We start from the raw sequence: 13532 nt of genomic DNA on the forward strand, positions 1-13532 counted from the left end.
CATCAACGCGCCGTGACTCTATATTGGACGTTCAGGCGGCCATACAGCAAGTTAAGCGTTGTTAACCGGAAAGTGCAACGTAATACTTTCCGCTTCAGGTGTCTTTCCTTAACGCCCGATAAAGCCTGCGCTAACTATATATAAAGCGAGCATGTCGGCTTAAAGATGTATTGCCATTACTTCTTGTCCCATGTGACGAGGTCTTTATCGTTGTCGTCAGCGACAAAGATGGCAAGCAGCTTTGCAGGCTTCGTCTTGCTTGCGTTCTCGCTGACCATGTGATGCACGCCCGGCGCTTCTGTCCAGCTTTCACCTGCGTGATACACGCGTGCTTCGCCATCGTCGACCTTGCTTCGGATCTCGCCCTGCAGCACGTAGCCGACCACGAACGCCTGACCATGACGATGTGACGGCGACACGCCGCCCGGTTTGTAGTCGACGACGATGGCCGTCATGGTCTTGCCGGGCACATTTGCAATCGGCGTCTGGAACGCCGGGCTGATGTGCTCGCGCGGTCCGTCGACACCATGCGCGTGCGCCGCGTGAGGCGCCGTCAGTGCGATGCAGGCTGCCGCCGTGGAAGCAAGAACGGTCTGAACGAAATTCACTTTAACTCTCCGAAGAATGAATGGTTTGCGATGGCGCCGCGCAGCAAGCGGGCCAGGCCGGCATCGTTCGGATGACGGGTGAGTCATCCGAACGTTTTTAACTGCGACTAACTAAGTCGTAGTTCGGAGAGTAAACGCTTTTTTGACAGCATGCAACGAAACGTACGTTCACCTGCTTGCGATTTCCATTTCAACGGAATGGATTCTTGCCATCTTTGTCATCAATGTCTAGAATTCGCGAAATTGACAACTGTGTCAAAGATGGCGGGAAAATGACCCGAACATGACAAAACTTCCGCGCTGCGCGCGGCCTCAAGCGGAATCCGTACTCATGTCAACCGACGCATCACTTTCAACACCCGCCAGCAGTCGAGCCGCCGTATGGCGGCACATCTTCGCGGGCTTCTGCGCGAGCCTCGTCGGCATTGGGCTGGCGCGCTTCGCCTATACGCCGCTGATTCCGCCGCTCATTCAGGCGCACTGGTTCGCCGCATCGGACGTGGTGTATCTGGGCGCGGCGAATCTTGCCGGCTATCTGCTCGGCGCACTGCTGGGCCGTCCGGTCGCGCATCGTCTGACGAACACGCATACGTTGCGGGCCATGATGGTGCTGGTCACGGCGACCTTTCTGGCGTGCGCGTTTCCCGTCTCCGTCGCGTGGTTCTTCTTCTGGAGATTACTGTCGGGCGTGGCGGGCGGCGCGATCATGGTGCTGGTCGCTGCAACGGTGCTGCCGCATGTGCCGGCGGATCGTAAGGGTCTCGCAAGCGGTGCGATCTTTCTCGGCCTCGGCGTCGGCATTGCGGCTTCGGGGACGATCGTCCCGCTGCTGCTCAATCTCGGCTTGCGTAACACGTGGATCGGCATCGCGATCCTCTCCGCGGCTCTGACGCTGGCAACGTGGTACGGATGGCCGTCGGCGACGAAAGCGCACGCACATTCCGCGCACGCGGCTCCAACTGCGAAGATGCACAACCCGTCGACAGTCCGTGTGCTCTACGCCGAGTACGCGTTGATGGCGGTCGGCCTCGTTCCTACGATGGTTTTTCTCGTCGATTTCATTGCGCGTGGACTTGGCGCGGGCGCACATGTCGGTGCGGCATATTGGATTCTGTATGGCGTTGGTGCCATTTTCGGCGCGCCCGTGTATGGCCTCGTGGCGGACCGCTTGGGCGGACGCTTTGCAATTCGCGCGCTGTCGTTGTTGCAGATCGTCGTGGTCGCAGCGTTTGCGATGTCCAGCAATTACATCGTGATCGGCGTGCTGACGCTCGTCATCGGCAGCTTTCCGCCGGGCATCGTGCCGATGATGCTGGCACGTATCCATGAAGTCGTGCCGCACGATCATGCCGGGCAGCACAAGATATGGAGCCGTGCCACGACGACGTTTGCGGCATTTCAGGCGCTCGCGGGCTACACGTATTCGGCATTGTTCAATAGCAGCGGTGGCAACCATCGTCTACTGTTTGTAATCGGCGCGGTGGCGCTTGTGTTTGTCGTCATAGTCGACTGCGCGGCGACTTTGTTTGCACGAGAGCCTGGTCAAAAACAGAACAACGGATAAGGCGAAGAGGACACGCGCGATCGCGGCGCGACCCGTCGTTTGAAAAGCGCACCCGATCAGGTCGTTTAAGGAAGATCGCCGGGCGCCTCGCGTGAGTCACGTTAACAAGGATTAACTACCGCTCACGCTTTCAGCGACCGACAATTCCCACTTCCAGTTTCGCAATGACGTGCGTGTATCGACGCGGAGGTTTCGAACGTGAAGGCAGGCGTGGACCGTCCGTTCCGGAACGCCATGGACGGCGCAGATGCGCAGCGTCCCGAAGGCGTGTCGCCGCTGTCGTTGCCACCCTGCAGCACGCGGCTTGCGCTGATACCGCGTCTGCTGATTCTCGGCGTGTGCGGCTGGTCGCTGATCGAAACGCCTGCGGAGTTCGATCCTTCCGCTGGCGATCTGGGCATCGCGGCCCTCGCATTGGCGAAGATTGCGTGGATCGTGATCGGCGTGGCAGCCGCGCGTGGAACGAGGCGCGCGCAATGGATCTTTTCGTTTCTGTGTGGACTGAGCCTCGTCGCCATCGTGCCGGGCCTGCCCGTCGAACTGAACCAATCGGCGTGGATCTTTACGCAATCGCTCGTCGAATGCGTGCTCAAGGCAGGCGCTCTGCTCGCATTGGGGTTGTCGCGCGTCACGCGTCCCGCCGCCGTCGATATCGCGTCATGGCATGACGACGACGCAAACATCCAGCGGCCTTGAAAGCAGCCTTAAAGAACCTCTCACGTACTGCATTTCGCGAATGCTCTGCATCGACTTCTAGACGGACAACGGCCTCTTGAACAGATCGCGCGCGATCGAGCAGAACAGCTCTGTCGTAGAGCTTTGATCCTGCAAACGCCGGCTCATGATGATCGGCGACGACACATTCGTTTCCTCGATCGACCGATAGGTCACGCCGCGCGCCCGCAAACCCCGCACACTCTCCGGCACGAGACACACGCCCACTTGAGCGGCGACGAGTCCTAGCGCGGTCTGCAGTTCCCGTACCTCATGAACGGCGGCCGGTTCGACGGCGTGGTCGCGGAACGCGGACAACTGTTGGTCCGCGTAGCTCGGGCGCGGTGTCGACGGATAGATGATCAGCGTTTCTTTCGATAGCGCGTCGAGCGTCAGTTGCGCCACATCGGCGAGCGCGTGCCCCGCGGGCAAGGCGGCAATCAACGGCTCCTCGACGAGCACTTCGCGCGCCAGTTGCGATTCGTCGAAACGCAGCCGGCCAAAACCCACGTCGATGCGTCCGCCCTTGAGCGCGCTCAGCTGCTCGATCGTGAACATCTCGGTCAGCGAAATCTGGATGAGGGGCGCCGCTTCCCGAAACGCGCGGATCACGTCGGGCAGCGGGCCATACAGCGTGGACGGCACGAAACCGATGACGATGCGCTCCGCGAGCTGCGCAAGCCGCCGCGTCAGCGGCAGCAACTCATCGCTTTCTTCGAGCAGGCGCTTGGCCTGCGCATAAAAGACGCGTCCGGCTTCCGTCAGCTTGAGCGGGCGCGCGCCGCGTTCGAACAGCGCGAGCCCCACGGTGTCTTCGATCTGCTGGATCTGCCGCGAGAGCGGCGGCTGCGTCATGTTCAGGCGCTCGGCGGCCCGGGTGAAGTTCCTTTCCTCGGCGACCGCCACGAAATAGCGAAGTTGGCGCAGTTCCATCTATGCCCCGAAGGTATGGAAATAGACTTAATCGGTCTTGGACGGATTCTGCCGGCGACCCTAGTATGGGCACATCAGCAGGAGAGCCGTATGATACCAAGCGCCGTTCAGATACAAGCTGTAGACACTATTCTCGTCGATGTTCCGACGATTCGCCCGCACCGCCTGTCGGTCGCCACGATGAATTGCCAGGCCCTCGTGCTGATCCGGCTTCAATGCGCGGATGGTATAACGGGCTGGGGCGAGGCGACCACGATCGGCGGTCTCGCGTATGGCGAGGAAAGCCCCGAAAGCATTAAGACCAACATCGACACCTATTTCGCGCCGTTGCTCAAGGGCATGGACGCGACCCGTCCCGGCCAGGCGATGGCGAAGCTGCGCGAATGCTTCCAGGGCAACCGCTTTGCGAAGTGCGCGATCGAAACAGCGTTGTTCGACGCGCAGGCGCAGCGTTTCGGCGTGCCGCTGTCGGAGCTGTTCGGCGGCCGCGTGACGGATTCCGTCGAAGTCGCATGGACGCTGGCGAGCGGCGACACAGGCCGCGATATCGACGAAGCGCATCAGATGCTGGAAATGAAGCGGCACCGCGTGTTCAAGCTGAAGATCGGCACGCGCGCACCGGCTGAGGACATCGCGCACGTCGCCGCGATCAAGGCGGCCGTGGGCGACCACGCCGAAGTCCGCGTCGACGTGAATCAGGCGTGGAGCCAGGCGGAAGCGCTCTGGGCGTGCGAACGCCTCGCGGACGCGGGCTGCAATCTGATCGAGCAACCCATCGCCGCCGACGACCGCCGCGGCCTCAAGCGCCTCACGCATCACTCGAAAGTGCCCATCATGGCCGACGAAGCGCTGCATGGTCCCGTCGATGCATTCGATGTCGCCAGCGCGCATGCGGCCGATGTATTCGCCGTGAAGATCGCGCAATCGGGCGGCCTGACGGGTGCGGCGAGCGTGGCCGCGATTGCGCTTGCTGCGGGTGTCGACCTGTATGGCGGCACGATGCTGGAAGGCGCGGTCGGCACGATTGCTTCGGCGCAACTGTTCAGCACGTTCCGCGAATTGAAGTGGGGCACCGAGCTGTTCGGGCCGTTGCTTCTCACGCAAGAAATTCTCACCGAGCCGCTGCGCTACGAGAACTTCTCGTTGCAGTTGCCGCAAGGCCCGGGCCTCGGCATTCAACTCGACCTCGACAAGATCGGGAGACTGCGCCGCGATTCGAAGCACGGCGCGAGTGTGGTCAAAGGTTAGTTATGGCGGTGCTGAATGTGCAGCGCGCAATGCACTGCACCATGAACCGCCCTAAGCACATTTGGCATCGTCATCAGTGATCGGACTAAAAGGAGACATCCCCATGGACATCAAAACCATCGACGCCCTGTTGAACAAGATCAACGAAAGCGCCACGCACGAAGGCAACGCCCGCACGAAGCAGGTGGTCAACCGCATCATCCGCGATCTGTTCATCACGATCGACGAACTTGACGTGACGCCGAACGAATTCTGGTCAGCGCTGAACTATCTCGGCGAAGCGGGCCAAAGCGGTGAGCTGGGTCTGCTGGCCGCGGGTCTCGGCTTCGAGCACTTCCTCGACGTGCGCCTCGACGAAGCGGAAGCCAAGGCTGGGCTCCAGGGCGGCACGCCGCGCACGATCGAAGGTCCGCTGTACGTGGCGGGCGCGCCGGAATCAACGGGCCATGCACGGCTCGACAATGGCAACGAACCGGGCGAAACGCTGGTGATGCGCGGCCGTGTTCTCGCCGAGAACGGCGAGCCGGTACGCGACGCGCTGGTCGAAGTGTGGCACGCGAACCATCTGGGCAACTACTCGCACTTCGACAAGTCGCAGGCCGAATTCAATTTGCGCCGCTCGATCCGTACCGACGAAAACGGCACGTACAGCTTCCGCAGCGTGGTGCCGATCGGCTATAGCGTGCCGCCGCAAGGCAAGACGCAGCAACTGCTCGATCTGCTTGGCCGTCACGGTCATCGCCCGGCGCATATCCACTTCTTCGTGTCGGCGCCCGGTTATCGCAAGCTGACGACGCAGATCAACATCGAAGGCGATCCGTATCTGTGGGATGACTTCGCGTTCGCGACGCGCGAAGGTCTCGTGCCCGCCGTCAAGAAGGAAGAGGGCGCAACGGGCAAGCCTTATGGCATCGACGGCCAGTTCGCGTTGATCGACTTCGACTTCAGCCTCGTCAAGGAACGCAACAACGTGCCGACGAGCGAAGTGGAACGCGTGCGCGCCTGATATCAGCGGTATCGCTGAAAGTGTATGAATGTGGCCGCCGTTCGAGGTGGCCGCATTGTCTGAAAGCGCGGCATGCAGTGGAAGCCGCGCAACTGCAATGAATCTACAGGGAGTCCACGAATGCTATTTCACGTGAAGATGGTCGTTAAGCTGCCGCCCGATATGCCTGTCGAGCGCGCCAACGAATTGAAGGCCACAGAAAAGGCCCTGGCGCAGCGTCTGCAAAAGGAAGGCATCTGGCGGCATCTTTGGCGCATTGCGGGCCTGTACGCGAATTTCAGCGTGTTCGACGTGGAAAGCCCCGCGCACCTCAATGAGATTCTCATGCAGCTGCCGCTTTATCCGTATATGGAAGTGACGGTGGATGCGATGTGCCGCCATCCTTCGTCGATTCACGAAGACGATCGTTAGGCGCTTGCGCAAATAAAAAAGGAAGAGACGCGGAGTACCGTCTCTTCCAAAGCACTACCAGGGTAGCCTCAACAGACAACAACAACCACTACAACAAAAACGCTATATCAATCGAGCGCGGAAGCGGGACCGAAGAACTCGTAACGGCTCTGCTTTTCCGGCACGCCAATCGTCTTCAGATGGTGCTTCACCGCCTTCATGAACGACTTGGGTCCGAGGAAGTACACATCCACATCACGCGTTGCGGGCAGCCATTCGATCAGACGCGCTTCGTCGATATAACCTTCCGCGTGATGCGCGTCGTCGTCCTGACGCGGCTTCTCATACACATAGAAGCGCTTGAGCTGCGGATGACGCGCCGCCAGTTCGTCGATATGGTCGCGGAACGCATGCACGCCGCCGTGACGTGTGGCATGAATGAAGTGAATGGGACGCGACGTTTGCAGCGCGGCATTCAGCATCGCGAGCGTCGGCGTGATACCGACGCCACCGCTGATCAGCACCAGCGGCTTGTCGTTGTGCGCCAGCGTGAAGTCGCCCGACGGTGTGAGCAGGTTCAGCGTCGCGCCTTCATTCACCGAGTCGTGCAGATAGTTCGACGCCTTGCCGTTCGGCTCGCGCTTCACGCTGATCCGGTATTCGCGGCCGTTTGCCGCAGCCGACAATGAATAGTTGCGGCGAATCTCTTCACCGTCGACGATCAGCTTCAGGCCGATGTACTGGCCCGGGTGGAATTCGAGCAGCTCGCCGCCGTCGGCGGGACGCAGATAGAACGACGTGATCTCGTCGCTTTCCTTGACCTTGCGCGCCACCACGAACGGACGCGTGCCGCGCCAGCCGCCCGTCGCGGTTTCCTTCTCGACGTAGACATTCTCTTCGAGGCCGATCAGCAGGTCGGCCAGTTGCTGATACGCGGCGCCCCACGCTTCGATCACAGCATCCGTGGCGATTTCCGCTCCGAGCACTTCGCGGATCGCGCGCAGCAGACATGCGCCGACGATCGGATAATGCTCGGGCAGGATGTTCAGCGCGACGTGCTTGTTGACGATCTGCGAAACCAGTCCGCCGAGTTGTTCGAGTTGATCGATATGACGCGCGTACATCAGCACGGCATTCGCGAGGGCGCGCGGCTGATCGCCCGATTGCTGGTGCGCCTGGTTGAACAGCGGGCGCACACTCGGGTACTCCGCCAGCATGGTTTTGTAGAAGTGCGTGGTGAGCGCTTCGCCGCCGCTTTCGAGCAGCGGAACAGTTGCCTTGACGATTGCGCGATGTTCGGCTGACAGCATGTGTTGATTCCTCGCAGTTGGGGTGAGTGGTGGTCCCGCGCGAATTTGGCGGGCTTCGGGTAATCTCTTACGCATCTATCGGGCCAGCTTCAAACAATCGTAAAATCAGCGACTTAGAAACATCAGACGTGAATATGACAAGGGTTAAAACGACCTCATCAGAGGTTAAACTGACTGCATCCGAGGTGCTCGACGCGCTGATTCCGCTGGTCGAGGATCTGTCGCGCGACCTGCCGGAGCGCGAGCGCTATCGCCGACTTCTGACGACACTGCGCACGCTGTTCCCCGGCGATGCTGCGGCCCTGTTGCGTCTCGATGACGACACCCTCGTGCCGCTCGCCATCGACGGCCTGTCGGGCGACACCCTCGGCCGCCGCTTTCGCGTGAGCGACCATCCGCGTTTCGAAGCGCTGCTGTCGAGTGAAGAGCCCACGCGTTTTCCCGCCGACTCCGATTTGCCCGATCCCTACGACGGCCTGGTGCAGGGCGTGAGCGGCCATCTGGAAGTGCACGACTGCCTCGGCTGTCCGCTGCTGATCGGCGGCAGGCCGTGGGGCTTGCTGACGCTCGACTCGCTCGATCCCGAGCGTTTCGACAGCATCGACATGAATACGCTGCAGGCGTTTCTGAGCCTCGCGGCGGCGACGGTGAGCGTCGCGGAGCGCATCGACACGCTCGAGCGCAACACCGAAGAGGAGCGTCAGCGCGCGGAGGCGTACCGCCAGGCAAGCGGGCAGAGTAGCCGCGAGCTGATCGGCAGCAGCGCGGCGCATCAGCAACTGATCAACGAAATCCGCGTGGTCGCGAACAGCGAGCTGACCGTGCTCGTGACGGGTGAAACGGGTGTCGGCAAGGAACTGGTCGCGAACGCGATTCACAGCGGCTCGCCGCGCGCCAACAAGCCGATGATTAGCCTGAACTGTGCGGCGCTGCCGGATACGCTCGTCGAAAGCGAGCTGTTCGGGCATGTACGCGGCGCGTTCTCGGGCGCGTCGTCGGACCGGCGCGGCAAGTTCGAACTCGCCGACGGCGGCACGCTGTTTCTCGACGAGGTCGGCGAGTTGCCGGTCGGCGTGCAGGCCAAGTTGCTGCGCGTGTTGCAGAACGGCCAGTTGCAGCGTATCGGCTCGGACAGCGAACATAAGGTGGACGTGCGGCTCATCGCCGCGACCAATCGCGATCTCGCCGAAGAAGTGCGCACAGGGCGCTTTCGCGCGGATCTGTATCACCGGCTGAGCGTGTATCCCTTGCGCGTGCCGGCGTTGCGCGAGCGCGGGCGCGATGTGTTGCTGCTCGCGGGCTACTTCCTCGAAGAGAACCGGGCGCGGCTCGGGCTGCTCAGCATCCGGCTGGGCCAGGACGCGCAAACCGCGCTGCTTTCGTATAACTGGCCGGGCAACGTGCGCGAACTCGAGCATATGATCGGCCGCAGCGCGTTCAAGGCGCTGTCGCGTCATCGCGAGCGGCCACGCATTCTCACGCTGACGGCGGCGGATCTGGGCATGTCGGCGAGTAACGGCGGCGAGCTGCCAGCGGCTGCGTCCCTTTCGGCTTCGGCGGGCGCAGACGAAGCGGCCGCAACCGATTTCCGCAGCACCGTCACCGCCTACGAGCGCACGCTCGTCAGCGACGCGCTGGAACGCAACAACCACAACTGGGCAGCCGTCGCGCGCGCGCTCGGCATGGATCGCGCGAATCTGAACCGGCTCGCGAGGCGTCTTGGCCTGAAATAACGCACAATTTACCGGGCCGCCGAGAACTGATTTGGTAGTATCTGATTTGTCAGTCAGATTGCCGTTCGTTCAGGAGGCTTCGCGTGCGTCACTACACCAAAGACAATTTCAGGCTCACGGAGAGCGTCGGCTACCAGCTCGTGAAGGCGCGTAACGTGATCACGACGGAGATGGACGCGGCGCTGAAGGACCTCGACATCTCCAGCCAGCAAATGGGCATCATGCTGATGCTCAGGCAGAAACTCGCGTCGACGCCGTTCGAGCTGTCGAAAATGCTCGGCATCGACACCGGCCTGATGACGCGCATGCTCGACAAGCTCGAAGCGAAAGGGCTGGTGGTGCGCTCGCGCGACGACGAGGACCGCCGCGTCGTCAACCTGACGCTGACCAGACCCGGCATTGCGGTCGCCGACCAGATTCCCGAAATCGCGCCCGACGTCCTCAATGCACGTCTGAAAGACTTCACCAAGGCCGAGCTGAATGAGCTGCGCCGCCTGCTGCGCAAGTTCGTGAGCGACTGAACGACCGAGCGCCGCTTGCGCCTGAGCCTCCTTCCCGCCGCCTTCGGGCGGCGCGTGTCCGCCGCATTATCCAATTGAAAGATAAGAACTGCTGCATCTGATGAAACAATGAGTTTCGTCGTAGTGCTGTTGACTATATCTGACCTGTCAATTATTGTTCGTGCAAATAGCGAGGAGTCAGAGATGTCGCACTATTCGAAGGAAGATTTTCATTTGACCGACAACCTCGGTTTCGCGATCACCAAGGCGCGCAACCTCGTGGTCGGACAAATGGATAAGGCGGTGAAGGGCCTGAACATACGGTCGCACCATGTCGGGATTTTCATGTCGCTGTTGCGCGGTATCGACACGACGCCGGCCACGCTGTCGCGCCATCTCGGCATCGACACGGGCCTGATGACGCGCACGCTCGACAAGCTCGAAACGCTCGGCATGCTGACGCGCACGCGCAGCTCGGATGACCGCCGCGTCGTGAATCTGGAACTCACCGAGGCGGGCCGCGAAATCGCGCTGCGTATCGCGGAGATCGCGCCCGATGTGCTGAACGAGCGTCTTCAGTGCTTCACCAAAGACGAATTCGACGAACTGCGCCGTCTGCTTCGCAAGTTCCTCAACGATTGAACATTTTTTTACCCAATTATCTGATAGGTCAGACAATGAACAATCAATTAAACGCCGGGCGGCGCGTTTCCGGGGCACTGAAAGTCGGTGTCTCCGTGATGTTCGCGGCGGTACTGTCGGCATGCGTGAACTACGCGGGCATCCATAGCGACGCGAAGACGGCCGAGCCGCAGCAGTACGCGACGCAGCAGAGCATTCCCGCCGGGCAGGGTCACTGGCCCACCGCCGATTGGGCCGACCAGTTCGGCGACGCACAACTGAAGGCGCTGATCGACGAAGCACTGAAGAGCAGCCCGACGCTCGACCAGGCACGTTCCCGCGTCGCGGCAGCCGCGGCGTATAGCGAAACGGCGAAGGCGAGCACGATGCCCCGCGTCGACGCCAGCTACACGCTCACGCGCCAGCAGTATTCGGGCACGGCGCTGGTGCCGCCTCCGACGGGCGGTTCGTGGCAGACGGAGAACAAGGGCCTGTTGAGCGCTTCGTACGATCTCGACCTGTGGGGCAAGAACCGCGAAGCGCTGAAGGCAGCGATCTCGCAGTTGCAGGCGAGCCAGGCCGACGCGGAAGTCGTCAAGCTGACGCTCACGACGTCGATTGCGCGCACGTACAACCAGCTCGCACGCCTTTACGTGTTGCGCGATATCGCACAACAGGAAATCACGCAGCGCGAGCAGATCGACCGCATCACGGCGGGCCGCATCGCGACGGGGCTCGACACGGAAGTCGAACGCAAGACCGCGCAGGCGAATCTCGCGACGAGCCGTGCCGCGCTGAAGGCGCTCGACGGACAGATTCTCACCACGCGCTATCAGATCGCGGCGCTGCTTGGCGCCGGTCCGGACCGTGGCCTGCAAATCGCGCGTCCGGCACTGGGTATCGGCGACGACGTGAATCTGCCCGACAACCTGCCCGCCGATCTCGTGAGCCGCCGCCCGGACATCGTGGCTGCACGCTGGCGCGTCGATGCGATGACGCATGACGTGAAGGAAGCGAAGGCCGAGTTCTATCCCGACATCAATCTGAGCGCCGCGATCGGGCTCGACGCGTTCGGCTTCGGACGCTTCCTGACGGCGGCGAGCCGCACGGCCTCGGCGGGTCCCGCGATCCATCTGCCCATCTTCGACGCGGGCGAACTGCGCGCGCAACTGAAGGGCCGTTACGCGGACTTCGACTACGCCGTCGCAACGTACAACCAGACGCTCGTTACCGCATTGAGCGAAGTCGCCACGCAACTCGCCGGCGTGCGTTCGACGGACGGCCAGCTGGTCGATGCGCAAACCGCACAGACGGCCGCGCGCCAGGCCGACCAGCTTGCGCTCGTGCAATACAAGGCGGGACTCACGAACCAGTTGACCGTACTGAATGCCGACGTCAACGCGCTCGCCGCCGATCAATCCGTCGCCAACCTGCGCATGGATCGCCGCGACCAGCAGATCGCGCTCGCGTCGGCGCTGGGCGGCGGTTTCGTCGACACGTCGAACGCCGATCAGAGCGCGCGCGTCGCCTCTACCACCAAAACGTCTGCTGCCGCTGCGCAGTGAGCGGCCCCTCATCGCATTGCCTGGAGAACTAGAAATGAGCGAAATCAACACCCCGGAGCGCGAAACGACGCAAGCGCCGGATGCGAAGCCCACTGCGGCACCGGCGCAAGCTGTCAAAGCGAACGAACCCAACACCCGCAAGCGCAAGTTGCTGCTCTCGCTGCTGGGCGTGGCCGTCGTCGTGTCGACTGCGGCTTACGGCGCGTACTACATGACCTATGCGCGCTACCACGAGACCACCGACGACGCGTACGTCAGCGGCAATCTCGTGCAACTGACGCCGCAGGTGACAGGCACCGTGATCGCCGTGAACGCCGACGACACGCAGATCGTGAAGGAAGGCGACCCCGTCGTCACGCTCGACAACGCCGACGCGCGTATCGCGCTCGGCAACGCTGAGGCGGCGCTCGGACAGACCGTGCGGCAAGTGAGCAGCCTGTATGTGAACAACGATTTCTACGCGGCGAACGTCGCGCAGAAGCAGTCGGACCTGGCGCGCGCGCAGGACGATCTGCGTCGCCGCCAGGCTGTCGCGGGCACAGGAGCGGTATCGGCCGAAGACATCGCGCATGCGCGCGACGCCGTGAACGCCGCGCAGGCCGCGCTCGACGCCGCGCGTCAGCAGGCGGAAGCGAACCGCGCATTGACCGACCACACGACGATCGCCCAGCATCCGAACGTGCAGGCCGCGGCATCGAAGGTGCGCGACGCGTACCTTTCGTACGCGCGCAACACGCTGCCCGCGCCCGTCACCGGCTATGTCGCGAAGCGTTCGGTGCAGGTCGGCCAGCGCGTGTCGCCGGGTACGCCGTTGATGGCCGTCGTGCCGCTCGACGGCGTGTGGGTCGACGCGAACTACAAGGAAAGCCAGCTGCGCAACATGCGCATCGGCCAGCCTGTCACGCTGACGGCTGACGTGTACGGCGGCAAGGTCGAGTATCACGGCCGCGTGGTCGGCTTTTCGGCGGGTACGGGCAGCGCGTTCGCGACGCTGCCTGCGCAGAACGCAACGGGCAACTGGATCAAGGTCGTGCAGCGCCTGCCCGCGCGCATTCAGCTGGACCAGAAGGAGCTGGAAGCGCATCCGCTGCGTATCGGGCTGTCGATGGACGTCGATGTCGACACGCGCGACAACGCGGGTCCGCAACTCGGCGCCGCGACGAACACGACGTATCGCACGGATGTGTTCGCGCAATACGGCGCACAGGCCGATGCCGAGATCGACAGGATCATCGCGCAGAACATGGTGTCGACGCATGATGCATCGCGGCCGCTCGCGAAGCGCGAAGCAGGCGACAAGAGCGCCACGACGCAGCGCGCAGGCTAAGCCGCACCGGAGG

At 62.3% G+C, this 13532-nt stretch carries 13 protein-coding genes; 10 read left to right on the top strand and 3 right to left on the bottom strand.

The annotated features are described in order from the left end of the window. Positions 1-176: 176 nt before the first annotated feature. Positions 177-608, bottom strand: coding sequence for a cupin domain-containing protein (locus SB822_RS05825; RefSeq protein WP_007586358.1), 432 nt, complete (start codon positions 606-608; stop codon positions 177-179). A 331-nt stretch (positions 609-939) separates the two neighbouring features. On the opposite strand from SB822_RS05825, the gene SB822_RS05830 reads away from it, so the two are divergent. Then, complete coding sequence (locus SB822_RS05830) at positions 940-2172, top strand: YbfB/YjiJ family MFS transporter (RefSeq protein ID WP_410854268.1); 1233 nt, start codon at positions 940-942, stop codon at positions 2170-2172. 234 nt (positions 2173-2406) lie between these two features. After that, on the top strand, positions 2407-2868 hold the full coding sequence (locus SB822_RS05835) for a hypothetical protein (protein ID WP_410854269.1): 462 nt from the start codon (positions 2407-2409) through the stop codon (positions 2866-2868). Positions 2869-2925: 57 nt separating this feature from the next. Here SB822_RS05835 and SB822_RS05840 read toward each other — a convergent pair whose 3' ends face one another. Beyond that, a complete protein-coding gene (locus SB822_RS05840) occupies positions 2926-3819 on the bottom strand; it encodes a LysR family transcriptional regulator (RefSeq protein ID WP_007586362.1) in 894 nt (297 codons plus the stop codon). 90 nt (positions 3820-3909) lie between these two features. On the opposite strand from SB822_RS05840, the gene SB822_RS05845 reads away from it, so the two are divergent. From SB822_RS05845 to catC, 3 genes are all read left to right on the top strand, one after another. Continuing rightward, positions 3910-5067 carry a muconate/chloromuconate family cycloisomerase gene (locus tag SB822_RS05845; protein ID WP_007586363.1) on the top strand — a complete coding sequence of 386 codons (1158 nt, stop codon included), beginning with the start codon at positions 3910-3912 and terminating at the stop codon, positions 5065-5067. A gap of 103 nt (positions 5068-5170) precedes the next feature. Further along, positions 5171-6073 carry a catechol 1,2-dioxygenase gene (gene catA, locus SB822_RS05850; protein WP_079500647.1) on the top strand — a complete coding sequence of 301 codons (903 nt, stop codon included), beginning with the start codon at positions 5171-5173 and terminating at the stop codon, positions 6071-6073. A 120-nt stretch (positions 6074-6193) separates the two neighbouring features. Then, the gene (gene catC, locus SB822_RS05855) at positions 6194-6484 is read left to right on the top strand and encodes a muconolactone Delta-isomerase (RefSeq protein ID WP_007742887.1); all 291 of its coding nucleotides are present in this window, start codon (positions 6194-6196) and stop codon (positions 6482-6484) included. 107 nt (positions 6485-6591) lie between these two features. Here catC and hmpA read toward each other — a convergent pair whose 3' ends face one another. Next, positions 6592-7773 carry an NO-inducible flavohemoprotein gene (gene hmpA, locus SB822_RS05860; protein ID WP_007742888.1) on the bottom strand — a complete coding sequence of 394 codons (1182 nt, stop codon included), beginning with the start codon at positions 7771-7773 and terminating at the stop codon, positions 6592-6594. A gap of 134 nt (positions 7774-7907) precedes the next feature. Here hmpA and norR point away from each other — a divergent pair, with 134 nt between their 5' ends. From norR to SB822_RS05885, 5 genes are all read left to right on the top strand, one after another. Continuing rightward, positions 7908-9506 carry a nitric oxide reductase transcriptional regulator NorR gene (norR, locus tag SB822_RS05865; RefSeq protein WP_410854270.1) on the top strand — a complete coding sequence of 533 codons (1599 nt, stop codon included), beginning with the start codon at positions 7908-7910 and terminating at the stop codon, positions 9504-9506. A gap of 83 nt (positions 9507-9589) precedes the next feature. Next, positions 9590-10027 (top strand): MarR family winged helix-turn-helix transcriptional regulator, encoded by a 438-nt coding sequence (locus SB822_RS05870; RefSeq protein ID WP_114222156.1) that lies wholly within the window; start codon positions 9590-9592, stop codon positions 10025-10027. 183 nt (positions 10028-10210) lie between these two features. Next, a complete protein-coding gene (locus tag SB822_RS05875; protein WP_007586378.1) occupies positions 10211-10648 on the top strand; it encodes a MarR family winged helix-turn-helix transcriptional regulator in 438 nt (145 codons plus the stop codon). Between the two features lie 35 nt (positions 10649-10683). After that, positions 10684-12192 carry an efflux transporter outer membrane subunit gene (locus SB822_RS05880; protein WP_410854271.1) on the top strand — a complete coding sequence of 503 codons (1509 nt, stop codon included), beginning with the start codon at positions 10684-10686 and terminating at the stop codon, positions 12190-12192. A 34-nt stretch (positions 12193-12226) separates the two neighbouring features. Further along, a complete protein-coding gene (locus SB822_RS05885) occupies positions 12227-13519 on the top strand; it encodes an HlyD family efflux transporter periplasmic adaptor subunit (RefSeq protein WP_410854272.1) in 1293 nt (430 codons plus the stop codon). The last annotated feature ends 13 nt before the right edge of the window (positions 13520-13532 follow it).

The organism is Paraburkholderia sp. SIMBA_054 (assembly GCF_046534875.1).
GTDB lineage: Bacteria > Pseudomonadota > Gammaproteobacteria > Burkholderiales > Burkholderiaceae > Paraburkholderia > Paraburkholderia hospita.

What these genes read in the sequence shown, in the direction of transcription:
- SB822_RS05830 (WP_410854268.1), top strand. Translation starts at nt 940, where the DNA reads ATGTCAACCGACGCATCACTTTCAACACCCGCCAGCAGTCGAGCCGCC.
- SB822_RS05835 (WP_410854269.1), top strand. Translation starts at nt 2,407, where the DNA reads ATGGACGGCGCAGATGCGCAGCGTCCCGAAGGCGTGTCGCCGCTGTCG.
- SB822_RS05840 (WP_007586362.1), bottom strand. Translation starts at nt 3,819, where the DNA reads ATGGAACTGCGCCAACTTCGCTATTTCGTGGCGGTCGCCGAGGAAAGG.
- SB822_RS05845 (WP_007586363.1), top strand. Translation starts at nt 3,910, where the DNA reads ATGATACCAAGCGCCGTTCAGATACAAGCTGTAGACACTATTCTCGTC.
- catA (WP_079500647.1), top strand. Translation starts at nt 5,171, where the DNA reads ATGGACATCAAAACCATCGACGCCCTGTTGAACAAGATCAACGAAAGC.
- catC (WP_007742887.1), top strand. Translation starts at nt 6,194, where the DNA reads ATGCTATTTCACGTGAAGATGGTCGTTAAGCTGCCGCCCGATATGCCT.
- hmpA (WP_007742888.1), bottom strand. Translation starts at nt 7,773, where the DNA reads ATGCTGTCAGCCGAACATCGCGCAATCGTCAAGGCAACTGTTCCGCTG.
- norR (WP_410854270.1), top strand. Translation starts at nt 7,908, where the DNA reads ATGACAAGGGTTAAAACGACCTCATCAGAGGTTAAACTGACTGCATCC.
- SB822_RS05875 (WP_007586378.1), top strand. Translation starts at nt 10,211, where the DNA reads ATGTCGCACTATTCGAAGGAAGATTTTCATTTGACCGACAACCTCGGT.
- SB822_RS05880 (WP_410854271.1), top strand. Translation starts at nt 10,684, where the DNA reads ATGAACAATCAATTAAACGCCGGGCGGCGCGTTTCCGGGGCACTGAAA.
- SB822_RS05885 (WP_410854272.1), top strand. Translation starts at nt 12,227, where the DNA reads ATGAGCGAAATCAACACCCCGGAGCGCGAAACGACGCAAGCGCCGGAT.